This window comes from Pseudoxanthomonas sp. UTMC 1351 (assembly GCF_040948865.1).
GTDB lineage: Bacteria > Pseudomonadota > Gammaproteobacteria > Xanthomonadales > Xanthomonadaceae > Pseudoxanthomonas_A.
Genome location: NZ_JAVGJT010000016.1, coordinates 1 through 26,275 on the forward strand (window position 1 = coordinate 1; position 26,275 = coordinate 26,275).

Here is a 26,275-nt window from a genome sequence, read left to right on the forward strand (position 1 = left end):
AGCTCGCGGCGGGACGCCGCTCCTACACCGTGCTTTTCTGGAACGGAATGGGTTCTTTAAACCTGTTTTAATTGTGCTCGGCCATTCTTCCCTGCCGCGCTTGAGCACAGATCACCCCGATGGATTCCATTCTCCTGGTCGAAGACGACCGCATGCTGGGCGATGCGTTGGCGGCGGCGTTGGCCCAGGACGGATGGCATGCGGACCGTAGCGAGGATGCGGCCTCCGCGCGCGTCGCTCTGATCGATCACGCCTACGTCGCGGTGCTGCTGGACCTCGGATTGCCGAAAGGCTCCGGGCTTGACGTGTTGGCGGCCATGCGTGCGCGCTACGACGCCACGCCGGTGCTGATCATCACTGCCCGGGATCAGCTCAGCGACCGCATTCGCGGATTGGACAGCGGCGCGGACGACTATATCGTCAAACCTTTCCAGCGCGACGAATTGCTGGCCCGGCTACGCGCGGTCGTGCGGCGTAGCCAGGGCCGGGTGGCACCAGTGTTGCGCTGGCGTGACGTGGTGTTGAATCCGGCGGAGCGCTCGGTCACCCGCGCCGGCGAACGTGTATCGATGGGCGCGCACGAATACCGCACCTTGCTGGCATTGATGGAAAGCCAGGGACGCGTGGTCAGCCGCGATTTCCTGGAAGACCGCCTGTACGGCGGCAACGGCACTATCGAAAGCAACACCGTGGCGGTCTATATCCATCAGTTGCGCCGCAAGCTTGGCGAAGAAGTGGTGGTGACCGTGCATGGTTATGGATACCGGCTGGGGGACGCGGAAGGATGAGCTCGCTGCGCGTTCGCTTGCTGGTCACGCTGAGCCTGACCATCTTCATTGGCTGGTCGCTTTGGTTCTTTGTCCAGTGCATGCAGATGACTCGGCAACAGAGCGGCTACTGGGACCGCTCATTGCGCAGCATCGGCGAACAGATTCTGCTGTCGTTGCCCAGCGATCTGGATGCCGCCGCCGCGCAGTCCCGTCTGCAGCTACCGCCCAACACCACGGCGCTGGGAGGCAAGTTCGATCATTTGCATTTCCAAGTTTGGATCCTGGATGGACGCGAACGCGTGGTGACCTCGCGTCAAGCGCCCGTCACGCCAATGCGTGCCGACTTTCGCGATGGTTATCTCGATACCCAGGTAGCCGGAGAGACCTGGCGCGTATTCGCGGTCACCGATGCCAGCGGCCGGGTGCAGGTGCAAGTGGGCTACGCGGCGTCGTTGAAGCGCTTCGAGCTGATGCGCTGGATGGGCGCGAGTCTGTTTACGGCGCTTGTAGTGTTGGCTGGCTTGGCGGTGGCCACGTGGGCCGTGGTACGGAAATCGCTCAAGCCGGTTGTTCGGGTGCAGCAGGCCATGGGCGCGCGCCAAGCACTGGACCTGACGCCGTTGCCCGATGCGGGCCTGCCCGACGAAGTGCGCCCGCTGGTGGATTCGTTTAACGGATTACTGTCGAGATTGGATCATGCGCTGCAGAGCGAGCGCCAGTTCCTGAGCGAAGCCGCGCATGAACTGCGTACGCCTTTGGCGGCGCTACTGACACAGGCGCAGGTGGCGATGCACGCGGCGGACCTGGGCGAAACCCGGCAAGCGCTGGGTACTCTGATGCATGGTATTGAACGCACCTCGCGGCTGGCGCAGCAGTTACTGGATTCGGCGCGCGTCGACAGCGCACGCGGTTGTACCGACCGCAGTGCGGTCGATCTGGCCGAAGTGGTAATGATGGTGGCACGTGAGTTCGAACTGGTGGCCGCCCGCAAGCACCAGACCATCGTGCTCGAGACCGATAGCAGCCGTGTGGAAGGCAATCTCGACGATCTGGGCATCCTGGTTCGCAATCTGCTGGACAACGCGTTGCGTTATGGGCGCGAAGGTGGACGGGTGGAAATCGCCTGTCGCACGGACGCCATCGCGGATACCGTGGTACTGACGGTGCGCGATGATGGTCCTGGTGTGGCGGAAGAAGAACGTGAGCGGGTCTTCGAACGGTTCTTCCGCGGCAGCAATGGCAATGGCGAGCGTGGTAGCGGTATTGGTTTGTCGTTGGTTGCACGTATTGCACGTGTACATGGGGCGACGCTGACTACGGGGCTTGGCGTTGCTGGGCGTGGTTTTGGGGTTACTTTGGTGTTTTCGGGGAGTGGTGGTCAGGTGTGAGTTTGTGGCTCTTCCGTTGAAGCGAGGGAATGCCGATTCCCAGCCAAAACCGACTGGTACACCACTCGAATCACAGATTTTTGGCGCTGGCGCGGTGCTCTCATCGGGACGGACGATCTACGCGCTTGCAGCGGGCGTCACTTGTTCTTTGCTCGTGCAAAGAAAAGTAACCAAAAGAAACACGCCCCAGGCGGCGCGCCCTTCGGGTCCGCAATCGGGCCGGGAATTTTCGGAAGGCACATCCATGTACCTGCCGAAAACGACGCACATCCTGTGCGCCGCCCCTGCGGGGTTTAACCCGTCCCGCTTGCCGCACCTAAACGGGGCCCCGAAGATCAAAAGCCACAGCCACAGCTACAGCACCAGCACCAGCACCAGCACCAGCGATGGCAACGACAAGGAAACAGAGACCTTGCCTTTCGCTTTTGCTCTAGCGGCTGCCCTTGGCTTTTGGGATCCCCTTTAAGGCGCGGTGGCGCCGGTGGGTACAACCCCTTGGGGCGCCGCGCAGGACGCGCGGCGTTTTCGGCAGGCACATGGATGTGCCTTCCGAAAATTCCCACCGGCGACACGTACCCCGAAGGGGCGCGCTGCCAGGGGTGGCCTTCTTTTGGTTACTTTGACCAGCCATTCGGCTGTTGAAGAGCACCTCTTGGCCACACAAGAAGCGCTTTTCAACAGCCGAATGGCTGGTCAAAGTGACGCCCGCTGCAAGCGCGTAGACCATCCGTTCCGATGGAGCGGCCGCTTCTAGCGCCAGAAGCCAAGAGCCAAGAGCCAAGAGCCAAAGCCAATGACGATTCGTTGAAATGAAGAAAAGCGCCTACGGGGCAATGATCGAAAACAGCGACAACTCAAACACGCGATCGTTCCCGCAGATAAGTACTCGTCCCCAACGGCAGCACATAGTGCACCAACGCCGTGCGCACACACCCCACCGGCAGCTGCGCATGCACACGCTGCGTCTGATCGGCCGGCAAACGCCATTGCAGATTGAGGCAACCCAATGTGCGTGCCATCCGGAGTACGCGCAGGAACAGCTGCCGTTCGGCTTCTGGTGCATGCGCGCCTGCACGCACGTAGAGCGATTCGATCTGGAAATAATTGCCACGTTCCAGTAGCGAACAGCCTGCGGTGGCGCCCGCATAGCCATGTGGCCGGCCGTCGGCGTAGGCGATCCAGGCCCACGCGCGAGTGGGGGTTTCGAACAGGGCCTCGGTCAGTTCCAGCGCATCGCCACGGCCGCGTCCGAACGGCCAGCGCTCATGCGCCACCTGCTGCGCATGTTCTTCGCACAAAGCGTGCAGCAGGGTGGTGTCAGCGGACGTAACTCTTCGGACCGTCAGTACCGGCGATCTTGTGGCGACTTGCGGTGACAGGTCCCGGGCGGTGGTATTCATGACAGTAGCTCAGTCGAAATATGTGGATGTAAATGCGTGTAGTACGGCCATGCACGTCGAAGTAAATGCATGTAGTAAGGCTCGGCCGCGATCACGGTAATGGAAAATAGGGGCAAGGTAAGCATGCACGGCTCCAGACTCTTGTTTTGTCGCATGGAGTCTGGAGGCTTGGTTTTAAGGGGTTTTTAAAAGATGAGCCGCCCAGCAACGGTAAATTCAAAAGTCATGCATCAAGGATGAGGATCACGGATTCTGGAAAAACAAAGGAACAAAGCTTGAACACTTCCGCCGACAGGTCTATAAGGCCCGTAGGCGGCCACGGACTTCGGCAGGTTATTGCCAGGCGACTGCCAGACTATGCAAGGCGCAATACTCCATGCCCGCATACGTTTGCGGGCTTCATGAAACGCAGTTTTCAGGAGCGCCCCCGATGCCTGTCAGCGAACGTCGTTGCCTTTCCATCTCTATTTCCGCCTGGTTGCGGCAGGGTTCTGCTGGCCTGATCGGCAGTCTGGCATTCACGTTGCCATTCGCGGCCCAAGCGGCGTGCGATCTTCACGCGCCCGCCAGCGGTCAAACGGTCACTTGCGATACGGTTGCGCCCAACCCCGATACGGTGGGTGTGCAGGCGGTCGCGGGCAGCACCGGTGTGGTGGTCGGCATTCAACCGGGAGCCGGGCTCAGCGTGGGCAGCGGCGCAGGCGTGCATGTGCGCGACCAGAGCCAGGTAATGAACAGCGGCACGATTACGCTGACGGCAGGCAATACCTCCGCTGCGATCTTGGCCGAAGGTAGCGGCAACACCGTGACCAATACCGCCACCGGCACGATCTCCAGTGAATCTGGTTCCGGTATCGTCATGCAGAGTGGCGGCACGGTGGTCAATGATGGCGACGTGCAAGCGCTGGCGGGCACCGGCGTCATGTTCTCTGGCACGGCCGACGGCGTGTTGACCAATCGCGGCACCATCGCCGGCGCAACGGGGGTGGCCTTCGACGCGGGCAACGACCGCCTGGAGATGCTGGCGGGGTCGATCACAGGGGCCATGACATCGGGAGCCGGCAACGACACGGTGATCCTGAGCGGCGGCCAGCTGGATACGGTGAACCAGGGCGATGGCGATGATCGGTTCGAAGTCAGTGGCGGAGGAGTGACCGGCAACGTCCAGCAGGGCAACGGTGTCGATGATTTCCTGATGACCGGTGGCCAGATCGGGTCGCTGTCACAAGGCGATAGCCGCGATACGTTCGTCATGAACGACGGTCGCATCGTGGGTGTTTTCGAGGACGGCGACGCCGCTACCATGACCGGTGGCCGGATCGGCCGTGTGGATATGAAGCTGGACAACAATCTCTTCGACATGTCCGGCGGTACGATCGATGGCAACCTGATCGCCGGCTTCGGCCACGACACCATTCTGCTTAAAGATGGCTACATCGGCGGCAACATCAGCGTCAGCGGCGGTAATGACGTGGTTACCGTTACCGGCGGCGTGGTGCGCGGCGAAGTACGGGTCAGCTTCGGCAATGATGCTTTCACCTGGGATGGCGGTGGCATCATCTATGGCGCCATCGACCTGGCAGGTGATACGGATTCGGCGACGTTGCGCAACCTCAACGCTTCGCATCTGGGTGCATTGCCGTTGCTCAGCGGTGGCGATGGCGTGGATACGCTGACATTCGACAATGTATCCACTAACGGCGTCGCTCGCTTCGCGAACTGGGAAACGGTCAATCTGACAGACGACACCGAGCTGACCTTCGACGGCGACCTGACCCTGGGCGATTCGGCGAGCGGCACTGGCACGTTGAATGTGGACGCCAGCAGCACGTTGTTTGCCGGCGATGGGGCCAACGCCTCCATCCTGGCGTTTTCCTCCGGGCAGTTGGTCAACGTGGTCAACGCCGGGCGAATCGACCTGACCCAAGGCACCAGCGGCGCGACCGATACTTTCACCGTTGCCGGCAACTATGTGGGCAACAACGCCGCGTTGTTTCTACAGGCAGTGCTTGGCGACGACAGCTCGCTGTCGGACAAGCTGGTGATCTCCGGCGGTAGCGCCAGCGGCACTACCGGACTGGGCATCGTCAATCTTGGCGGCGGGGGCGACTCCACGGTGTTGGACGGCATCCTGGTGGTGCAAGCCATCAATGGCGGCAGCACCGCCAACGGTGCGTTCGCGTTGACCGCACCGGTGGCGGCTGGTGCCTACGAATACTTTCTCTTCAAAGGCGGCGTAAGCGCAGGCACAACGGAAAACTGGTATCTGCGCTCGACGCTGGTGAATCCGCCCGTGTCGACGCCTGCGCCAGCGCCCGACCCGTTGCACCCGCCGCCACCGTTGGTGCCGACGGCGCCGGAACCACCCGCCGCACCACCGCCCGCCTTGCCTCCGGCACCACCACCGCCCGACGAGTCGGCGCCCGCGCCTCCGCCGGACCAGCCAGAGCCACCACCACCAGCACCACCGCCGGCGCCTCCAGCGGCCACGCCGCCCGCACCGCCGCCGGCAGTACCGCCCACGCCTACCAACCCGGCGCCTGTGCCGAGTCCTATGCAATCGGCGCCGCCGACACCTGGCGCAATCGCATCGACCGCGGCCATCGTGCCGCTTTATCGCGTCGAAACGCCCGCCTATTCCGTGGTGCCGCCGGTCGTACATCAGTTGGCGCTGGTCTCACTGGGCACTTTCCATGAGCGCCAGGGCGAACAAGGGCTGTTGCGCGGCGAAGGCGCCGTGCGGTCGGCCTGGGGAAGAGTGATGGGACAGGATACCGAGCAAAGCTGGCACGGCACGGTCGCTCCGACTTTCGACGGGACGCTTTGGGGCGTGCAGGCCGGTGTCGATGTATTCGCGCGCGAATCCGACGACGGCCAGCGCGATCATGTAGGCCTGTTCGTGGGTCAGACGCGCACCGACGGCGACGTCAGAGGCTTCGCCTTGGGCTGGAACAATCTCACCGTCGGCACCCTGGAGCTGGACGACAAGCATGTAGGTTTGTATTGGACCCATGTCGGCACGGAGGGTGGCTATCTGGATGCCGTGCTGATGGGCAGTCGCTACGACGGCAATGCAGATTCCAGCCGCGGCATCGGCATCGATCTGGAAGGCGATGGCCTGATGGCGTCGATCGAGGTCGGTTCTCCGTGGGCGCTGAGGGATGATGGGCGCTGGTCGCTGGAGCCGCAGCTGCAAGTGATCTGGCAACGCATCGATTTCGATAGCCAGACAGATCCGTTTGCGGAGGTTGCCTTCGATTCCGACAACGCGGTGATCGGCCGCTTCGGTCTGCGCCTGGCCGGGAATTACGACACCTCGGCCGGTTGGGTGCAGCCGTACCTGAAGCTCAACGTCTGGCACGGCTTCGGCGGCGAAGATCGCCTTCGTTTTGGCAGCGATACTGTCATCACCGAACAAAGTTTCAGCGCTATCGAGTTCGGCGGTGGCGTGGTCTTCAACGTCAACGACCGCTTCAGCCTGTTCGCGGTGGCCGACTACACCATCGACAGCGGTGATGATGGCGAGGAGCGCAAGTCCATCGAAGCTAACGCGGGCGTGCGGTTCACTTGGTAGTTCAGCAAAGCCGCTACGCTCTGCATGAAGCGCCCCATGTAGAGCGGAGCTTGCTCCGCTGGTTATCGCCTACAGGGGCATGGGTGTTTCGCTTTTGTGGGAGCGGCGTCCCGCCGCGAGCTCTCCCATCAGATCGCGACAAAGCGAAGAGCTCGCGCCGAGGACGGCGCTCCTACAAGAGCGCGGGTGTTTCGCTTTGGACTTGTAGCCGGTCAGCCGGTCAGCCGGTCAGCCCACGCGCTCGCGCAACCCGGTACATGCCCAAGGCGGCCAGTTGCTCGGAATGACGCTGCACGCCGATGCCCAGCGCAAGCAAGGCGTGCGCGTAGGCGGACAGTAGGCGGTCGCTGCCGATCAGGTGCACCTGTGCCGGACGGGGAGCGCGTGTGAGCAACTCGGAGGCGTGCACTTCGTGGCCGATCAACAGGCCCGACAAGTAGGAAGGAAGAGCGGATTCGGTGAAGCGCTGGAACAAGCCGGCGGTACGCACGCCAAACAGATGATGCAACAGACCTCCCGATTGCGCGCTGCGCCGCAGCCCGGCATCGAACGCGTAAGCATCGAAGCGCGAGGCGTCACCGTTCATCAGCTTGCCCAGGATGCTGTGCTGGCGAAGAACCGCGTATACCTCGCCGGTCATTGCCGTGGTGAATGACGCGACGCGCCCGTCGCGTACCGTCACCCATTTGCTGTGCGTGCCGGGTAGGCAGATCATGTGGGTGCCCTGGCTCATCGTGTCCAGCAAGCCGCAGAGTTGCGTTTCCTCCCCGCGCATGACATCGGGTGTTTCCGTATCCGATCCGTTCGCCAGGCCGGGCACGAACCAAAGCGCGCGGCCGGCAAATTCCGGCGTATCGATGCGCTTCATCCCGGCAGCCAGTTCCGGAATGCCGGCCGGGCAGTCGAGGTAAGGCATCTCCACCCAGCCGTTGCGGCTACCGATCATGCCGCTCAGCACAATATCGCTGTCGTTCCAGCCTTCGATCTGGGCGGCAAGCGCGGCGGCGAAGTTCCCTCCGCAGGCCAGGATGCCCAAATCGGCGCGGCGTTGCTCGGCCACCTTGCCGTTGGCAGCCAATCGGTAGGCGCGCAGGCTGCTGGTGCCCCAGTCAACCGCTATCACGGGATTTCGACCCGACTTTCAGGCAATCCCAACGGACCTTGCAGCGGCCACTGAAAAACGCCGCCTGAGTTTGGAAACGCCGCCAGCGCGACGTCGTCCAGACCGGTACGCGCGGTAGTGACGTAAAGACGGTCGTAATCCGCACCGCCAATGGTGCAGCAGGATGGCTGATCCGCAGGAACGGCGATGATGCGGTCAACGCTGCCGTCAGGGCGGTAGCGCACGATTTGCCCACCGCCCCACTGTGCGTTCCACAAACAACCTTCAGCATCGATGATCGATCCGTCCGGTTCGGCGGTGGGATGATCCAGCGCCACGAACACGCGTTGACGGGATACGGTCGCCGTCGATGCGTCGTAATCGCAACACAGGATTCGCCGTTGCGGCGAATCGCAGTAGTACATGACGGCGCCGTCGGGGCTGAAGCAGATCGAGTTGGGAATGGCGGCGTTGGGCAGCGCCAGGCGACGCAACCCATGTTTCACCGAGTACTGATAGAAGCTGCCGATGGGCGCGCCATCGGCGCGCTCGCTCTTGGTGCCGAACACGAAATTTCCCTGGCGATCGGCGCGGCCGTCATTGAGGCGGGTTTCGTGATTGTCGGCTTCCACATCAACCACGTGTTTCAACGGAAGTGCGGCATCGGTGGAGGTGGCGATGGCAGCATCGATATCCGCCACATACAGCCCCTTGGCCAAACCCAAAAGCAGGTGGCCCGTGCTGCCTAATGCCAGGCACCCGAGGCGGTCCGGCAGTGGCCAGCTTCGGGTACTGCCGGTACTGGGCGTATGCATCCACAACCGGCAGCTTTCGATATCGGTCCAGAACAAGGCCGCGTGCCGCTCGCACCAGAGAATGCCTTCGCCCAGCGCGCAGCGGCTATCGACGGCCAGTGCCGCCATCGCCATTGGCAACTCCTTCTCGTCTGCGTTGTTGCTCATTGCCTTACCACTCCGCAACGCTGCCATCAGCGTGGCGCCAGACCGGATTGCGCCAGTCGGGCGGATTCTGGCTGGCCTGCAGCAGCCGCTCTTCATCGATCTCCACGCCCAGTCCCGGCTTGGGCAGTGCAGCGATGTTGCCATCGGTGCAGTGGAAGTCTTCTTTGTTCAGCACGTAATCCAGCAAGTCGGCATGTTCGTTGTAATGAATGCCGATGCTCTGTTCCTGCAGGACGGCATTGTGCGCAACGAAATCCAACTGCAGGCACGCGGCCAATGCGACCGGACCCAGCGGGCAATGCGGCGCCAGTGCCACGTCGTAGGCCTCGGCCATGGCCGCGATCTTGAAGCACTCGGTGATGCCGCCCGCGTGCGAGAGGTCCGGCTGAATGATCGACAGACCACCGGCGGCAAGCACGCGCTTGAACTCGAAGCGCGAATACATGCGCTCGCCGGCGGCCAGCGGGATGGACGTGGCATCGGCCAACCGCCCGTAGTATTCGGACTGCTCCGGTAGCACCGGCTCTTCGACGAACAATGGCCGGTACGGTTCCAGTTCGCGCAGCAGTACGCGCGCCATAGGCGCACCCACGCGTCCGTGGAAGTCGACGCCGAAGTTGATGGTGTTGCCAAAAGCCGCACGGATTTCCGCGACCTTGGCGACAGCGGCATCCACGGCGATGGCGTTGTCGACCAACGCCAGTTCTTCAGTGCCATTGAACTTGAAGGTATCGAAACCCAGTGCTTTCAATTCGTGGATCTGCGCGATGATCTCCGCGGGACGATCGCCGCCCACCCAGCGATAGGTCTTCATCCGGTCGCGAACGCATCCACCCAGCAGTTCGTACACGGGTACGCCCAACGCCTTGCCTTTGATGTCCCACAAGGCCTGGTCGATGCCGGCTATGGCGCTCATCAGTATCGGACCGCCGCGATAGAAACCACCGCGGTACAAGGTCTGCCACAGATCATTGATGCGGGCGGGATCCTTGCCGATCAGGTAATCGGACAATTCGTGCACCGCCGCTTCCACGGTGCGCGAACGCCCTTCGATAACGGGTTCGCCCCAGCCGACGATGCCTTCGTCGGTTTCCATTTTGAGAAACAACCACCGCGGCGCGGCGTGGTAAGTGCTCAGTCGCACGATTTTCATGAAGTGGATTCCGGGGAGTCTTTTTCTGAGGAAACGGACGGCTTCAAAGAAGAATGTTCCAGGTAGGCTTGCCGGAAGGCGCGCGCGCTGTCGCGTGTGCGTTCGACCGGCTGGCCCGGTTTGTAGAGTTCGCCGCCGATGCCGGCGCCCGTGCTTCCGGCGGAGAGATAGCCATGAAGCGTAGTGGGACTGACGCCACCGACGACGAACAAAGGAAGAGGGGGCAGTACGGCACGCAGTGCGCGAATCAGGTCCGGGCCGTAGACCGAAGCGGGAAACAGCTTCAGCATTTGCGCGCCGGCATCGATCGCGGCGAATGCCTCAGATGCCGTGGCAAAGCCGGCCACCACCCGCAAGCCGCGATTCACGGCATAGCGGATAAGGTCCGGCCGAGTATTCGGGGTGACGATAAAGCGTGCGCCCAGCGCTTCCAGCGCATCCACGTCGCGCTCGCGCAACACGGTGCCGCCACCTATCCAGACGTTGTCGCCAAAGGTGCGGGCCGCCGCCCCGATGCTGTCGGCCCAGTCCGGCGAGTTGAGCGGAATCTCGATGGCGTCGTAGTTTTCATCCACCAGTGCCTGCACATGCGCCAGCGATTCGCCAGGTGTGATGCCACGCAGGATGGCGATCAGCGGGAGACGAAAAGGCGATGTATACAGCGGGTCGGTATGTGCACTCATATCGTGTCGGTCGCGATAGATCAGTCGTGATAAAGCTGTGAGCGGCCGCCATCGATCAGGATGTCGGTGGCATTGATGTAACGCGCTTCGTCGCTGGCCAGGAACAAGGCGGTGTACGCCACTTCCTCCGGCGTGCCGATGCGCTTGCACGGCAACAGTTCGGTTTGTTCGCGGCGCTTGGCTTCCGGATCCGGACTGCTGGTGAACCAGGCTTCGATACGCGGCACCAGTATCAGCCCTGGCGAAATCGAATTTACCCGAATGCCGCGCGCCGCATATTCGATGCCCAGCGAACGCGTCAATCCAATCAATCCATGCTTGGCAACGGGGTATGGAAAAGCGCCGCGGATAATCTTATGTCCGTGCACCGAAGCGATATTGACGATGGAGCCGGCGCCATGTGCCAGCATGGCCGGCAGCACCGCGCGCGCCACGTTCCATGTGCCCTTGAGGTTCAGTGCCAGGCAACGATCCCAGTCCGCATCTTCCAGCGATAGCGGTTCGGAAAATACATCGGCACCGGCATTGTTTACCAGCGCATCGATGCGCCCGTGGCGTTCCCGCGCTTCGCGCACGGCAGCTTCCACTGAAGTCCGGTCGGTGACGTCGGCGATGAGGTGAGTGATACGGTTATCGCCGCTGGCGACATCTGGGGCCGCCGGATCGCGATCCAATCCAAAGACGTGCGCACCCTGATCGGCAAACAAACGAGCCGTGGCCGCACCAATGCCGCTGGCGGCACCCGTGACCAGTGCAACTTTGTCTTGCAGGCGTCCGCTCACGGCGACGTCCGCAAAAGATGTCCTGCGCGCACTGTCGGCAAGGCAGCGGTGGCCAAGCAGCCACTGCGGTTCGGATACGCCATGGACCCTCCTCCAGGCATGACATTTCAATGATGGCGAATGATGGCCGCCGTCCTGTGCCGGACGGTCGTACACAACGCGCATGGGTGCTGCTTTGATTCGACTCGATCGAGACTTCCGGTCCTGCGCCGGATATTGCTTCGGGAATCGATTACATAGACTTGCCCGCAAATATATATTCGACAAATGAAATTTTCGCCATATGCTATTCCGCTAACGAATACATGAGTCATGCGATCCGGGAGGGTTGCCTGCATGGTCCAACCGAGTACCAGCTGGTTCAATGCGTCGCGGCTGAAGACACGGCATTTGCTTCTATTGCTGCATCTATATGAGCAACGCACGGTACTGAAGGCCGCCGAGGCCGCCAGCATGACCCAGCCGGCGGCGTCCAAGTTGCTGGCCGAAATGGAAGACATGCTGGGGGTGAAGCTGTTCGAACGTCATGCCCGTGGCGTCGAGCCCACCTGGTACGGCCAGATATTGATCCGCCGCGCGCGGTCGGCGCTGTCGGAGATCGGCCGCGCCTACGACGAGATATCGTCGATGCGCAGCGGGCAGATGGGGCAGGCGTCCATCGGCACCGTGGTCAATCCGGGTACCAACCTGGTGCCGCAAGCCATCGCCCTGATCAAGCGCGATTACCCCGACATCCTGATCCGCGTTGAGATGGACTACAGCCGGCCGCTGGTGGCCAAGCTGCTGGATGGTCATCTGGATATCGTCATCGGCCGGATCATTGGACCAGAGGGTGCGGGGGAACTTCAGTTCGAACCGCTGGCCGACGAGCCTCATTCGGTTATCGCTCGTGCGGGTCATCCGTTGACGCAGTATCCGCGGCTGGAGCACGCAGATCTGGTCGAATACGGCTGGATTCTGCCGCCGGCAGCCAGTGTGCTGCGGGCGCGGTTGGATTCGGTATTCCTGGAACACGGCCTGCAGCGGCCGCGCAACATCATCGAAACCTCGGCCCTGCCGGTCATCACCAATCTGTTGCGCAACAGCGATCTATTGACCGCACTGCCGGTCGAGTCGGTAGCGCCTTACCTGCAATCCAATCAGCTCACCGTGCTGCCGATCCAGCTCGGTGTGCGCATGGAATTCTTCGGCATCATCCGCCGTCGCGACCAGTTGCTGTCGCCAGGTGCCGAGCGCGTACTGGAAGCTTTGCGGAGCACCGCCCGCCGTCTATACCCGGAACCGCTGGCGCCTGCCTCACTGTCGCCACGACTGCCTGAAGAAGGCAACGAGTAACTCCAATTACTTCCGAGCGCGGTGCGTTATGTCGAAAATGACATAGCCGCCACTCAATATTTCATTGGTCGGGCATGTCGGCCGCGCCTATGCTGCGGCTGAAGTCGCCGTTCGGTCATTTTATGACCAGCAACGGGACAGGTACGGCAAAGAACCGCCTGACAAGGCGGGCGGCGGACACCGGAGGGAAGCTGGTCACCAGCACGCCGGAGCGACGACGACGACAAACCTATAAGCCAGAGCCGGCGCTGGCGCGATGCGGAACCCGGCAATCACAAGGGCAGAGCTACGCAATAACTGGCCAGAAATGGCTGTAGTGCGCACAGACGCACGCGGCCGATACAACTCAAATCACCGTTCGTCATGTGTCCTGGGAGGGAACAACCATGTCAACGCAACATCGCCGCCATCCGGCACGCACGGCCGCGAGCCGTAGTTCCAACCGCAACCGCTTCCCCCACACCCTCATCGCGCTGAGCATCGCAGCCTTGTTGAGTGCGCAGGCACAGGCGCAGACACAACCAGAACCACAGCCGCAAGCTACACCGCAGCCGACCGCTGAGCAGCAACAAGCCGTTGAGCTGGACACGGTCACCGTCACCGGCATCCGCGGTTCGGTCTACCGGGCGCAGGACATCAAGCGCAGCGCCGACACCTTCGTCGACTCAGTCACCGCGGAGGACATCGGCGCATTGCCCGACCGCAGCGTCACCGAGACGCTGTCGCGCATCCCCGGCGTCACCATCGACCGCTTCCTCTCGGCGGGCGATCCGGAACACCCCTCCGCCGAAGGTAGTGGCGTGCAGGTCCGCGGCATGACGCAGGTGCGTTCCGAACTCAACGGCCGCGACACGTTCTCGGCGAACGGCGGCCGTTCCATCGGTTTCCAGGACGTGCCTTCCGAGCTGATGGCCGGCGTCGACGTCTACAAGAACCAGAAGGCCGAGATGATCGAGGGTGGCCTGGGCGGCACCGTCGACCTGCGCACCTTCAAACCCCTCGACTTCGACGGCCAGAGGATCGCCTTCAGCCTCAGCGAGAACTACGGTAACTTCGCCGAGCAATACAAGCCATCTGCCTCGGCGCTGTACAGCAACCGCTGGGATACCGAGCTCGGCGAATTCGGCTTCCTGGTCGACATCGCGCATTCGGAACTCGCCACCCGCACCGACGGCATGTTCGTGCGGCCGTTCTTCGAGACCGCTAACACCGATGTCGACGGCGACGGCACCAACGAGCAGCTCTGGCTGCCGCGCGGCGCCGACTGGCGCACGCTGGATTTCGAACGAGAACGCCAAGGCATCTACCTAGCCCTGCAGTGGAGGCCCACCGACGACGTCGAGCTCCACGCCACCGTCTTCCAGAGCCGGTACGACGAACTCTGGTATGAGGACGCCATCTTCGTCGGCAACGACCCCACCGCGGTCAGGATCGACACCAGCCAGCCGTACGAACTGGATGGCGGTGTGTTCCGCTCGGGCCGCCTCGTCCAGGAAGGCAATATTCCCATGGGCACGGACATCCGCGCCTCGAACAGCAAGTCCAAGACCACCGACTTCTCCCTCGGTCTGAAGTGGATGCTCAGCGACAGCACCGAACTGACGACCGACATGCAGTACGTCAAAGCCGAGACGCGGAGGCTGGATTCCACGGTGTCGCTTGGCGTCGACGTACCTTATATCGACGTCAACCTCAACGGCGGCACGCCGTCGATCGGCATCGACGAAGAGTTCACGGGAAACCCAGCCAACTACTACTGGGGCTTCACCATGGACCATCGCGACGACAACGTCGCCGACCAGTTGGCCTGGCGCGCCGACCTCAAGCACAGCTTCGACAGCGGCTTCTTCCGCGCGATCAAGTTCGGCGTGCGCCTGACCGATCGCAGCGCCACCAGCAGGGATACCGGTTACGACTGGCAACCCGTGTTCCAACCCTGGATGGCGGGCTGGGCCGTAACGGGCCCGACGCCAGGACTGGACCTCAATGACGAGGTCAACTCCAGCCTGACGCACCTCAACACCTTCGACAATTTCTACCGCGGCGATGTCAATCCGCCGGGCTCCTTCTTCGCGCCCGTGCTGAGTACCGCGCTCGGATTTCCCGACAGCTATCTGGCGATCCACGGCGCCGCCGCTCCGTACTACGCCTGCTGCTATGGACAGATCACGCCGCGGAATGTCCGCGATCCGCAGTGGACCAACTTGCAGAGCGAGACCACCACCGCCGCCTACGCGATGCTGGATTTCGCAGTGGACGACATCCGCCTCGACGGCAACGTCGGCGTGCGCGCGGTGCGCACCGAGAATTCCGCCAGCGGATTCCTGATCTATCCGAACTCGATCTACGCGCCTTATCTCGGCGCCGGCGAATCGGAGCCGATCACCGCCAGCAATTCCTATACCGACATCCTGCCCAGCCTCAACGTGCGCTGGGAACCGGTCGACAACCTGATCGTGCGTTTCGCCGCGTCCAAGGCCATCGCCCGGCCAGCGTTCAGCGACATGCAGGCCTACCAGGTCCTGAGCGCCGATCCGAAGGACGGCGTCACGGTGGATCCGGACAACCCTCAGCCGCTGCCGATCAGCGATCTGGATCTCACGGCCAGCAACTTCGACAACCCTTACCTGGAGCCGATGAAGGCCAACCAGTTCGACCTGTCGCTGGAATGGTATTTCTCTCCGGACAAGGGCGGCATGGCCTGGATCAACTTCTTCCACAAGGACATCAAGGATTACTTCCGCAACCAGACGCGGCTGGTGCCTTACCCAGCTGCTGACGGCAACGAGTACGAGTACCTGGTCACGCAGACCATCAACACCGGCGAGGCGCGCATCCAGGGTGCGGAGATCGGCTGGAACCAGTTCTTCGACTTCCTGCCGGCGCCGTTCGACGGCTTCGGCATCTCGGCGAACTACACCTACATCGACAGCTCGACCGAAGTGCCGATCGAAGTGGATGCGGACCCGATCGATACCGATGGCTCGCGGTTCGGCGAGCTGCCGGCCGACGGCCTGTCCAAGAACTCCTACAACGTCGCCGCCTTCTACGAGAAAGGGCCCTGGCAGATCCGCGTGGCCTACAACTGGCGCAGCGAGTACCTGCTGGGGGTCGGGGCCAACGGCTACAACGGCACCAACAACAATTTGGCGGGCGAGTCCGTTGCCTGGAAACTGCCGGTGTACAGCGACGAATACGGCCAGTTGGATGCTTCGGTCTTCTACAGCTTCAACGAAAACGTCAAGCTCGGCCTGGAGATGAACAACCTCAACAACGCCGAACAGCGCACGATCATGGACCAGAATGGCGCCGGCAAGCGCACCACTTCCTGGTACGTGAACGACACGCGCTACGCCGCAACGCTCCGCGTAAACTTCTAAGCGAAACGACGGGAAGAGGAGGTGTTCCTCCTCTTCCCGCTCCATCTTTAACGCATCACCGATTGTAAATTGCGTCGATCGCTGACCTGTAGGAGCGGCGTCCCGCCGCGAGCTTTTGATGTTCGTTCGTGGCGCGCGCTGCGCACACACGAGCCGCCACACCCCAAAGCCGTGCGCACAGCACGTGCTACGCGGGCCGCTCGTACATATATGCATCTGAGCATACGGCCGCGCCAACAACCACGAACCCTCACGCCAAATGACGCACCGCATCATTCAATAGTGGTATAGATCGCGGCGAATATTTCATTGGTATGGAATGTCACAGCGACCTATCCTGCGGTCCAAGTGGAGTATTGGGTGACGCGTGATCGCTGCAGGTCTTTGCGATAGCGGGTTGTCATAACGGTACTTCTCTGCATCGGGGAAGGAGGCGCCGATGTATCTGGATAAGACGCCGACGCCCCGGTCGCGGTGCCGGCGATTGATGTTCAGCAAGGGAAAGGATGGCGGCAACATGCAGCGGCCATCGACTTGAAACACAACACAAGGTCCAGACCGACCGGTACGCCGGCGAGTTGGGACTATCGATATTCGTAACAAGTAGTGCCCTGGGAGGGAACAATTTGATGTCAACGCAACAACGCCGTGCTTCGGCAGATCAGGCCGTGGCCCGTACATCCATCCGCAAGCTGCAGCACACCGCGATTGCCTTGAGCATCGCCGCCCTGCTGAGCGCTCCTGTCCATGCGCAGCAAGCGCAACCGGCACCGGCCGAAGAAGACAAGGCTGCGGTGGAACTGGATACGGTGGTGGTAACCGGCGTACGCAGCAGCGTCACCCAGGCGCAGGCGATCAAGCAGAACGCCGAGCAGATCGTCGATTCCATCGTGGCTGAAGATATTGGCAAGTTGCCCGACAACAACGTCGCCGAAGCATTGCAGCGCATCTCCGGCATCCAGATCCAACGCAACTATGGCGAAGGCAGCGAAATCGCCATCCGTGGCCTGACCCAGGTCCGCACCGAACTCAACGGCCGCGACATCTTCACCGCCAATGACGGCCGCGGGCTGAGCTTCGAGGACGTTTCGGCGGAACTGCTTTCCGGCGTCAACGTCTACAAGAACCCGTCGGCCGAGATGATCGAAGGTGGCCTGGGCGGCACCGTCGACCTGCGCACGCGCCTGCCGTTCGACTATGACGGCATGAAGCTGGCCGGCAGCATTCAGTACAACCACTATGACTTGGCCGACAAGGGCGAAACCGCCTTCTCTGGCCTGTTCAGCAATCGCTGGCAGACCGGGATCGGCGAGATCGGCCTGCTGGTGAACCTGTCCAAACAGGAAGGCTCGTTCCGCCAGGACACGATTTCGATCGAGCCGTGGTACGACCTGACCACCGTGCCGGGCTACGAAGGCCAGAACATCTCGGTGCCACGCGGCGCGGGCATCAACACCACCAACGGCGAGCGTGACCGCGAGACCAGCGCCATCGCGTTGCAGTGGCGTCCGAACGATGACGTGGAGGTGTATCTGCAAGCGTTGCGTTCTGACTACAAATTCAGCTGGTTGGACTATTCGTTCTTCGTCTACAGCGGCGGTAGCGAGATGGTGCCGGCTCCTGGCAGCAACTTTGTGGTCAACGGCCGCAACGAATTCGTCAGTGGCACGTTCGAAGGAACTCCGGCCGACTCCAACACCAGCCTGACCGAACGCCACTCGGTAACCACCGATTACTCGGCAGGCGCGAAGTGGACGGTCAACGAGCGCCTTTCGCTGAGCACCGACTTCCAGTACGTCGATGCCACCACGGAATCCACACGTTATATCGTCGGCACCGGCATGGCCGGTGTGCCACGCTTCACCATGGACTTCAGCGGCGACCTGCCGCGACTGTCCGTGACCGACGCCAGCGGTGCCGAAGGTTATCTGTCCAACAGCGCCAACTACATCGGGTGGAAGTTCCACCTGGACAACCAGGACGACAACGAAGGCACTGAGTTCGCCTGGCGCAGCGACATGGACCTGGCGTTCGACGAAGGGTTCTTCCGCAGCTTCAAGGCAGGCGTGCGTTATACCGACCGCGACGCCAAGAACAAGGGCAACGTCTGGCGCTTCATGTGCTTGAATGATCCGGGCGAAGACGCCTGCGAAGGCGCTGCATTTTCTGGCTATCCCAACATCCCGCTGGTGCAGAACCCGACCTCCGACTTCTTCCGTGGCGACGGCTACACGTTCGGCCCGACGATGACGGCGTCACACGTGGCCGTGGGCAACTACGAGCAGACGCTTGCCGGCTTCGGTGCCGAGCCGCTGACGTTTGGTCCGCGCAACATCAATACGCAGAGCGAGCAGACCTACGCCGCCTACGGCGTGTTGCGCTTCGGTAGCGATGCCGGCGCTCTGCCGTTCGACGGTAACGTCGGCGTGCGCGTGGTCCGTACGGAACTCGAGTCCGCCGGCGTCATGACCGATCCGGACGATTTGGACGCGCTGCTGCCGATCAGCGTGCAGCAGAGCTACACCGACGTGCTGCCCAGCCTCAATCTGCGCTTGTTCCTGCAAGACAATCTGCAGTGGCGTTTCGCCGCGTCGAAGGGTATTTCGAGGCCTGGTTTCGACAAGCTCAATCCCAATCTGGGCCTGAGCGTGGATTCGGCCGGCCGTCGCACCGGCTCGGCAGGCAATCCGAACCTCAATCCGATGGAAGCCGACCAGTTCGACACTTCGCTGGAGTGGTACTTCGGCAAAGGCTCGATGCTGTACGGCACCGCGTTCTATAAGAAAGTCGACGGTTTCATCGCCGATGTCACGGCTCCCGAAACCATCGATGGCGTGGAGTGGGAGATCACCCGCCCGGTCAACGGCGATAACGGCAAGATCAAGGGCGTGGAAGTGGGTTACACCCAGTTCTTCGACTTCTTGCCCGGCTGGCTGAGCGGTTTCGGTCTGCAGACCAACTACACCTACGTCGACAGCCAGGCGCCAAGCCCCACCGCCACCGACACCAACGGCCAACCCCTGACGGTGCCGCTGCAAGGTCTGTCCAAGAACAGTTACAACGTCATCCTCAGCTACGAGCAGCCACGTTACGCCGCGCGTGTGGCCTACAACTGGCGCAGCGATTGGCTGGTGACGACGGCAGGCAACGGCACCGGCAATCTGCCGGTCTACAACAAGGGCTTCGGCCAGCTGGACGCCTCGGTCCGCTTCAACATCAACGATATGTGGTCGGTGTCGCTGGATGGCATCAACCTGCTGGATACCCGCCGTGAAAGCTATCTGGGTTACGAATCGCGCCTGCGCGATTTCGTGATCAATGATCGTCGTTACGGCATCACCTTGCGGGCTAGCCTGTAAAGCATGTCCACCCGCCTTCGCTCGCGCATCCTCTCCCTCGCGCGGGCGCAGGCGGGTGGCGGTTCTCGCTCTGCTGCGTCGACACGACGCCTGATGGAGGCTGTTCGCTGATGGTCGCTAGCGCATTTCCGTATCAAGCCAAGCCAGATCCGTCATCCCGGCGCAGGTCGGGACCTGGTGACTTCTGGTATTCGGAGTGCAAGGCACTGGGTCCCGGCCTGCGCCGAGATGACGATGGCTTGATTCCGGCAAAGGAGGGAGCAAATCCCCCTCAATCCCCCTTGACCAGCCATTCGGCTGTTGAAAGCAAAAAAGGGGGAAGCAAAGCGTTCTCCGCTCTTACGCACATACATCGCTGGCGACAAACGGCGCTACTGGCGATTCTTGCTTGCGCCATTTCTTCGACAGCCATCGCTGCGGATATACCCTACCAATGGCAGAACGTCGCCATCGGCGGCGGTGGATTCGTCACCGGCCTGACCTATCACCCGGCCGAACGCGGCCTGGCCTATGCACGTACCGATGTGGGCGGCGCCTACCGTTGGGATGCCAAGGGCAAGCGCTGGGTGCCGCTGACCGACTGGATCGGGAAGGAAGACATCAACCTGCTTGGCATCGAAAGCCTCGCCATCGATCCGTCCGATCCCAATCGCGTTTACCTTGCCGCCGGCACCTACACCAACCCCAGGGTAGGCAACGGCGCCATCCTGCGTTCGCAGGATCGCGGCGCCACGTTCCAGCGCAGCGATCTGCCGTTCAAGCTGGGCGGCAACGAACTCTCGCGCGGCAATGGCGAACGGCTGGCGGTTGATCCGAATGATGGCAGAGTGCTGTTTCTAGGTTCGCGCAGTCACGGACTGTGGCGCAGCGAGGATCATGGCGCGACTTGGAAGCGAGTTGAAAGTTTCCCCGCCATCGCCACCTCGCCAGCTGCCAGCGCACAAGGTTGGAACAACCGCACGCAACAGATCGGCATCGTGTTCGTGACGTTCGAAGCGGCCAGCGGCAAGCCGGGCGCGCCCACGCCAAAGCTATACGCCGGCGTTTCCACGCAGGAAACCAGTCTCTATCAATCCGACGATGGCGGTCGCAGCTGGCACGCGGTATCCGGCCAGCCTACCGGTTTGCGGCCCAACCACATGGCGCGCGGCAGCGACGGCACCTATTACCTGAGTTACGCCGACTTGCCCGGCCCGGACAAGATGAGCAATGGCGCGGTGTGGAAGTACGTTCCCACCACCGGCGCCTGGACGGACATCACGCCAGCGCCACAATCCACCGATACCGAGAATGACGGTTTTGGTTGGGGTGCGGTCACGGTGGACCCGCAGAAACCGCAGATACTGCTGGCCAGCACATTCACCCGCTACGGCCCGCACGACGACATCTACCGCAGCACCGATGGCGGCCAGCATTGGCAGCCGCTGTTCGCGCGTTCGGACTTCGACCACGGCATCTCGGCGTGGACCGCGCATGCCAGCCCGCACTGGATCGCCGATATCGAAATCGATCCGTTCGACTCGAATGAAGCGATGTTCGTGACCGGCTATGGCATCTGGGCATCGCGCAATCTGACTGCCTTCGACGACGGCGCGTCCCGTGTGAAGTGGTGGTTCAAGAACACCTATCTGGAAGAAACCGTCCCGTTGGATCTGATCAGTCCGCCGGAAGGCGCGCACCTGCTCAGCGCCGTGGGCGACATCGACGGTTTCCGCCACGATGACCTGGCCGTGCCGCCATTGCAGTTCGCCGGGCCACGCCTGACCAATGGCGAAAGCATTGCTTATGCCGGCAAGGCGCCTTCGATCATCGTGCGCAGCGGCACCGTGCGTGACCGCAACAACAATGAGGTGCGCGCCGCGTATTCGCTGGACGGTGGAAAGAGCTGGGCGCTGTTCGCCAGTGAGCCGCCGGAAGGCGAGGGCGCCGGGCACATCACCATCGCCGCCGACGGCAAGCGCGTGATATGGCAGCCGAAGAACGCCGGCACCTGGATCACCGCCGATTTCGGTAAACGCTGGCAGAAGGTGAAAGGTCTCCCCGCCGGCGCGGTGGTAGAAGCCGATCGCGTCGACGAGGGCATCTATTACGGTTACGACGTACGCACCGGCAAGCTGTATGTCAGCGGCAACGGCGGCATCGAATTCAAGGAAGCCGGCGGCGGTACCGGTGACGTGGGCGACTGGCACCGTGCGGAACTGCATCCGTTGCCCAACGAAACCGCGAAGGTCTATATCACCGCGTCCTGGCGTGGCCTGTTGCGCTGGTCGCCGGGCCAGTTGGAGCGATTGCCTGGTGTGGAGAATGCATTTTCGTTGGGTCTGGGCAAGCCGCGCAGCGAAGGCGGACCGCACACGCTGTTCCTGCATGGTCAGGTGAAAGGCAAAGTGGGCATGTTCCGCTCGGACGATGACGGCCGCAGCTGGCAACGCATCGACGACGATGCGCATCGCTTCGGCCAGATCTCGCACGTGGCCGGCGACCCCCGCGTGTACGGGCGCGTCTACTTCGCTACCGGCGGCCGTGGAATTGTTTATGGCGATCCGCGCTGAAGTGAATTGCATTGAATCGACCAGCCCGCTGCGCGCGGGCTGGTTTGCTGTGGCCTTGATGGTCTGCTTGCCGATGCTGGCGCAAGCGCAGGGCTATACCGCACGTCCTCAGGACGCTGCAGCACCCGCTTCAGTACCGACCGCGCCGGCGGCCAACCTGGCGCCGCCGCTGACCAACCTGCCGGGCCGCGAACGGCGCAGCCTCAATGGCCCATGGCAGGCGCTAGTGGACGCTTACGGTTCCGGCATCGGCGACTGGAAGGCTGTATGGAAAGACAAGACCGCAACCGGCAAACACGATTTCTTCGAATACGGATTCGACGACAGCAACACCTTGCAGGTGCCGGGCGATTTCAATACGCAGCGGCCCGAGCTGACCTGGCTCGAAGGTTCGGTGTGGTACCGCAAAGCCTTTCAATACGATCTTTCCGCGGCACAGCGCAGCGGCCGGCGTTTGTTCGTCCATTTCGGCGGTGCCAACTACTGGACCGACGTATTCCTCAACGGCGAAAAGTTGGGCAGCCACGAGGGCGGCTTCACGCCGTTCCAGTTCGAACTGACCGGCAAGCTGCGTGATGGCGAGAACCGGCTGCTGGTGCACGTGGACAACCAGCGGCGCAAGGACGGCATTCCGGCGCAAGGCTTCGATTGGTTCAACTACGGCGGTTTGACCCGCGATGTGGATCTGGTGGAAACGCCAGCCACCTATATCCAGGACTACGCTATCCAACTGGCGCCGGGTTCGATGCGGCAGGTGCAAGGCTGGGTAAAGCTGGCCGGCACAACGCCGCAACAGCCGGTGCAGGTGCGCATTCCCGAACTCGGCGTGGACGTGCGTGTACAAACCGACACCGAAGGTATGGCGAAGTTGAGTTTCGAAGCACCCTTCCAGCCGTGGTCGCCAGCTCAGCCAAAACTCTATCAAGTGAGCGTGTCGACGCCCGACGACGCGCTGGAAGAAGCCATTGGCTTCCGCAGCATCGCCGTGCGCGGTGATGAGATTCTGCTCAATGGCAAACCGGTGTTCCTGCGCGGGGTCAATCTCCACGAAGAAATCGACAGCCGCCGCGCGCATTCGCCCGCCGATGCCGAACGCCTGCTTGGGCAGGCCAAACAACTGGGTGCCAATTTCGTCCGCTTATCGCACTACCCATATAGCGAACATCTGGTACGACTGGCGGATCGCATGGGCCTGCTGTTGTGGCAGGAGATTCCCGTTTATCAGGGCATCGATTTCGGCGACGCGGGCATGCAGGCCAAACTCGATACGATGCTGACGGAAATGATCGGCCGCGACCGCAATCGCGCCGCGGTGATCTTCTGGGGCATCGCCAACGAAACATCTCCGGGGATCGAACGCAATGCGGCGCTCGCCGCGCTGGCGCAACGCAGCCGCGCGCTGGATCCCACTCGCCTGGTGACGGCGGCGTTGTATGGCCCCGGCTTCCATGGCAACACGCTCACCGTTTCCGATCCACTGATCGCATCGTTGGATGTGGTGGGCGTCAATGAGTACTTCGGCTGGTATACGCCCTGGCCGGTGGAACCCGAGCAAGCGGTGTGGAAGCCGTTCGGCAAACCGCTGCTGATCACCGAGTTCGGCGCGGAAGCGCGGCTGGGCAATCACGGTGCGAATGATGTGGCGAGTGCGTGGAACGAGGAGTTCCAGGCCGAGTTCTACAACAAGCAGCTGCGCATGCTGAAGCGGATTCCATTCCTGCGCGGGGTCGTGCCGTGGGTCATGGCGGATTTCCGTTCGCCAGTGCGTTTGCATCCGTTCCAGGCGGGTTATAACCGCAAGGGGCTGTTGTCCGAACGCGGCGAGCGCAAGCAGGCTTGGCACGTGATTCACGACTATTACCAGGAGATTGGCCGATGAGACCGTTGCTTGCATGGCTGGGCGCGCTACTTTTGTTCTCGCCAAGCGCACAGGCAAAGGTGGAGTTGCCGTTGCTGTTCTCCGACGGCGCCATCGTCCAGCGCGACAAGCCGCTACCGGTATGGGGCTGGGCATCGCCTGGAGCAAAGATAGAAGTTGAGTTCGATGGCCGCAGCGCCACCGCTACCGCGGCTAAAGACGGCGCCTGGCGTGTCGAACTGCCAGCGCACAAGGCGGGCGGTCCGTACATCTTGCGTGTTCGCGGGGACGGTGAAGCCGTTGCCGTGAACGACGTGCTGGTGGGTGATGTCTGGCTGGCTTCGGGTCAGTCGAACATGGAGTGGCCGCTGTACCAGGCGAAAGATGCGCAGCAGGCCATCGCGAGCGCCAACGACCCGTTGATCCGCCATTTCAAGGTTCCCAAATCGTGGTCCGAGAAACCGGAGACGCGTCTGGCTGGCGGTTCCTGGAAAGCGGCGTCGCCGCAAACCGTGGGCGAATTCTCGGCAGTGGGTTACTACTTCGCCCGCGAACTGCGCGCCAAGACCGGCGTGCCGATCGGCATCATCAATAGCACGTGGGGCGGTAGCCGCATCGAAGCCTGGATGGATGGACAGACGCTGGGCATCGAAACCACCCGCCTGGCCAAGCGCATGCGCGACCTGCGGGTGAAAGAAGATCGCGACATGGCCATCGTGGAAGGCAAGTTGGCGCAGTGGGGCGCGATGCCGGCGGACGATACCGGCTGGCAGGTCGTGGAACTGGACGAATCGGCATGGGTCGATATCGCCGTGCCTGTGCTGTGGGAAGAAGCCGGTTGGTTGGGCCTGGATGGCGTGGCCTGGTACCGCACTCATTTCGAGCTGACGGCGGAACAGGCGCGCAAAGGCGTTCGCGTGTCGTTCGGTCGCGTCGACGATTCGGATCAGGCGTGGGTCAATGGCGTGGCCGTTGGAGGTATCACGCGCGAGTACAACACGCCGCGCCAGTACGACGTGCCCGCGAAGGCCCTGCGCGCGGGTCGCAATGTGTTGGCGGTCAGAGTGGTCGACGATGGCGGCGGCGGTGGCATTCACGGCGATGCAGAGGAACTGCATGTACAGCTTGCCGATGGCGCCCGCATGCCGCTGGCGCGCGAGTGGAAATTTCGCGTGGTACAAGCGCGTCTCGATGCCAGCGATGGCAAGAACCTGATCGAAACACTACTGTTCAACCAGATGATCCTTCCCGCGCAGCCGTATCCTCTGAGCGGCGTCATCTGGTACCAGGGCGAAGCCAATGCCGACAAGTTGGCCGGCGCACATCGTTACCGCGAGCAATTCCCCGCACTGATTGGCCAATTGCGGCGCCAATGGAACGCGCCGCAATTGCCGTTCCTCTGGGTACAGCTGGCCAACTTCGACAGCGGCGTAGACGTATCAGCCGAAGGCCGCACCGAAAGCCCGTGGGCAATGCTGCGCGAATCGCAATCGCGCACGCTAACGCTGCCGGCTACCGCGCAGGTGGTTACGATCGATGTTGGCGACCCCAAGGACATTCACCCACTGGACAAGCAAACGGTCGGGCATCGGCTGGCGCTGGCCGCACGCCATGTGGTTTATGGCGAAGCACTTGTGTATTCCGGGCCGGTTTACCGCAGCGTGAGGTTTGAAGCTGGCCGCGCGCGCGTCGCCTTCGATCTCGGCGGCAGCGCTCTGGCGATACGCGGCGATGGCAGCAAGCTCCATGGCTTCGAAATCGCTGGCGCCGACCGCAAATTTCATCCAGCGCACGCCGTCATCGACGGCGATACGATCGTCGTCAGCAGCGATGCCGTCGCAAAGCCGCAAGCGGTGCGTTACGCCTGGCGCGACAATCCCGAAGAAGCAGACCTGATCAATCGCGATGGCCTGCCCGCGTCACCGTTCCGTACCGATGCTTGGTGACAGGATGGCCAAGGTACTCTCAAGTCAGGTG

Annotated in this window: 15 protein-coding genes; 9 read left to right on the forward strand and 6 right to left on the reverse strand. The window is 62.2% G+C overall.

The window, feature by feature from the left end; genetic code table 11:
• The first annotated feature begins 119 nt into the window (after window positions 1-119).
• Both AB6O04_RS12085 and AB6O04_RS12090 read left to right on the forward strand, forming a co-directional pair.
• Complete coding sequence (locus tag AB6O04_RS12085) at window positions 120-788, forward strand: response regulator transcription factor (protein ID WP_368564212.1); 669 nt, start codon at window positions 120-122, stop codon at window positions 786-788.
• Window positions 785-2,158 carry an ATP-binding protein gene (locus AB6O04_RS12090; RefSeq protein ID WP_368564213.1) on the forward strand — a complete coding sequence of 458 codons (1,374 nt, stop codon included), beginning with the start codon at window positions 785-787 and terminating at the stop codon, window positions 2,156-2,158. The genes AB6O04_RS12085 and AB6O04_RS12090 overlap by 4 nt, the downstream gene beginning before the upstream one ends.
• Before the next feature lie 854 nt (window positions 2,159-3,012).
• Here AB6O04_RS12090 and AB6O04_RS12095 read toward each other — a convergent pair.
• Entirely contained in the window at window positions 3,013-3,558 is a 546-nt protein-coding gene (locus AB6O04_RS12095; RefSeq protein ID WP_368564214.1) for a hypothetical protein, read from the reverse strand.
• Window positions 3,559-3,988: 430 nt separating this feature from the next.
• Between AB6O04_RS12095 and AB6O04_RS12100 the strand changes: the two genes are divergently transcribed.
• Window positions 3,989-7,132 carry an autotransporter domain-containing protein gene (locus AB6O04_RS12100; RefSeq protein ID WP_368564216.1) on the forward strand — a complete coding sequence of 1,048 codons (3,144 nt, stop codon included), beginning with the start codon at window positions 3,989-3,991 and terminating at the stop codon, window positions 7,130-7,132.
• Between the two features lie 220 nt (window positions 7,133-7,352).
• Here the strand turns inward: AB6O04_RS12100 and AB6O04_RS12105 are convergent, their stop codons facing one another.
• The 5 genes from AB6O04_RS12105 to AB6O04_RS12125 are packed head-to-tail and all read right to left on the reverse strand — an operon-like array spanning window position 7,353 to window position 11,979.
• Window positions 7,353-8,255 (reverse strand): 2-dehydro-3-deoxygalactonokinase, encoded by a 903-nt coding sequence (locus AB6O04_RS12105; RefSeq protein WP_368564217.1) that lies wholly within the window; start codon window positions 8,253-8,255, stop codon window positions 7,353-7,355.
• Entirely contained in the window at window positions 8,252-9,196 is a 945-nt protein-coding gene (locus tag AB6O04_RS12110) for an SMP-30/gluconolactonase/LRE family protein (RefSeq protein ID WP_368564218.1), read from the reverse strand. Before AB6O04_RS12110 ends, AB6O04_RS12105 begins: the two co-directional genes overlap by 4 nt.
• Window positions 9,197-9,200: 4 nt before the next feature.
• A complete protein-coding gene (gene dgoD / locus AB6O04_RS12115; protein WP_368564219.1) occupies window positions 9,201-10,349 on the reverse strand; it encodes a galactonate dehydratase in 1,149 nt (382 codons plus the stop codon).
• Window positions 10,346-11,032, reverse strand: coding sequence for a 2-dehydro-3-deoxy-6-phosphogalactonate aldolase (locus AB6O04_RS12120; RefSeq protein ID WP_368564221.1), 687 nt, complete (start codon window positions 11,030-11,032; stop codon window positions 10,346-10,348). Before AB6O04_RS12120 ends, dgoD begins: the two co-directional genes overlap by 4 nt.
• 20 nt (window positions 11,033-11,052) lie before the next feature.
• Window positions 11,053-11,979: an SDR family oxidoreductase gene (locus AB6O04_RS12125; RefSeq protein WP_368564222.1), complete on the reverse strand. Its 927-nt coding sequence runs from the start codon at window positions 11,977-11,979 to the stop codon at window positions 11,053-11,055.
• A 171-nt stretch (window positions 11,980-12,150) separates the two neighbouring features.
• Here AB6O04_RS12125 and AB6O04_RS12130 point away from each other — a divergent pair, with 171 nt between their 5' ends.
• The 6 genes from AB6O04_RS12130 (at window position 12,151) to AB6O04_RS12155 (ending at window position 26,244) form a co-directional block, all read left to right on the forward strand.
• Window positions 12,151-13,149, forward strand: coding sequence for a LysR substrate-binding domain-containing protein (locus AB6O04_RS12130; protein WP_368564223.1), 999 nt, complete (start codon window positions 12,151-12,153; stop codon window positions 13,147-13,149).
• Window positions 13,150-13,535: 386 nt separating this feature from the next.
• Window positions 13,536-16,529 (forward strand): TonB-dependent receptor, encoded by a 2,994-nt coding sequence (locus tag AB6O04_RS12135; protein WP_368564224.1) that lies wholly within the window; start codon window positions 13,536-13,538, stop codon window positions 16,527-16,529.
• A gap of 629 nt (window positions 16,530-17,158) precedes the next feature.
• Complete coding sequence (locus tag AB6O04_RS12140; protein WP_368564226.1) at window positions 17,159-19,888, forward strand: TonB-dependent receptor; 2,730 nt, start codon at window positions 17,159-17,161, stop codon at window positions 19,886-19,888.
• 374 nt (window positions 19,889-20,262) lie between these two features.
• Window positions 20,263-22,440 carry a cellulase gene (locus AB6O04_RS12145; RefSeq protein WP_368564235.1) on the forward strand — a complete coding sequence of 726 codons (2,178 nt, stop codon included), beginning with the start codon at window positions 20,263-20,265 and terminating at the stop codon, window positions 22,438-22,440.
• Window positions 22,424-24,319, forward strand: a complete 1,896-nt coding sequence (locus AB6O04_RS12150; RefSeq protein WP_368564227.1) for a glycoside hydrolase family 2 protein — start codon at window positions 22,424-22,426, stop codon at window positions 24,317-24,319. The genes AB6O04_RS12145 and AB6O04_RS12150 overlap by 17 nt, the downstream gene beginning before the upstream one ends.
• The gene (locus AB6O04_RS12155) at window positions 24,316-26,244 is read left to right on the forward strand and encodes a sialate O-acetylesterase (protein ID WP_368564230.1); all 1,929 of its coding nucleotides are present in this window, start codon (window positions 24,316-24,318) and stop codon (window positions 26,242-26,244) included. Before AB6O04_RS12150 ends, AB6O04_RS12155 begins: the two co-directional genes overlap by 4 nt.
• The last annotated feature ends 31 nt before the right edge of the window (window positions 26,245-26,275 follow it).

Bases quoted from the DNA above. Each gene is read 5' to 3' on its own strand.
- AB6O04_RS12085 (WP_368564212.1), top strand. From the start codon at position 120: ATGGATTCCATTCTCCTGGTCGAAGACGACCGCATGCTGGGCGATGCG.
- AB6O04_RS12090 (WP_368564213.1), top strand. From the start codon at position 785: ATGAGCTCGCTGCGCGTTCGCTTGCTGGTCACGCTGAGCCTGACCATC.
- AB6O04_RS12095 (WP_368564214.1), bottom strand. From the start codon at position 3,558: ATGAATACCACCGCCCGGGACCTGTCACCGCAAGTCGCCACAAGATCG.
- AB6O04_RS12100 (WP_368564216.1), top strand. From the start codon at position 3,989: ATGCCTGTCAGCGAACGTCGTTGCCTTTCCATCTCTATTTCCGCCTGG.
- AB6O04_RS12110 (WP_368564218.1), bottom strand. From the start codon at position 9,196: ATGAGCAACAACGCAGACGAGAAGGAGTTGCCAATGGCGATGGCGGCA.
- dgoD (WP_368564219.1), bottom strand. From the start codon at position 10,349: ATGAAAATCGTGCGACTGAGCACTTACCACGCCGCGCCGCGGTGGTTG.
- AB6O04_RS12120 (WP_368564221.1), bottom strand. From the start codon at position 11,032: ATGAGTGCACATACCGACCCGCTGTATACATCGCCTTTTCGTCTCCCG.
- AB6O04_RS12125 (WP_368564222.1), bottom strand. From the start codon at position 11,979: ATGCGCGTTGTGTACGACCGTCCGGCACAGGACGGCGGCCATCATTCG.
- AB6O04_RS12130 (WP_368564223.1), top strand. From the start codon at position 12,151: ATGGTCCAACCGAGTACCAGCTGGTTCAATGCGTCGCGGCTGAAGACA.
- AB6O04_RS12135 (WP_368564224.1), top strand. From the start codon at position 13,536: ATGTCAACGCAACATCGCCGCCATCCGGCACGCACGGCCGCGAGCCGT.
- AB6O04_RS12140 (WP_368564226.1), top strand. From the start codon at position 17,159: ATGTCAACGCAACAACGCCGTGCTTCGGCAGATCAGGCCGTGGCCCGT.
- AB6O04_RS12150 (WP_368564227.1), top strand. From the start codon at position 22,424: ATGGCGATCCGCGCTGAAGTGAATTGCATTGAATCGACCAGCCCGCTG.
- AB6O04_RS12155 (WP_368564230.1), top strand. From the start codon at position 24,316: ATGAGACCGTTGCTTGCATGGCTGGGCGCGCTACTTTTGTTCTCGCCA.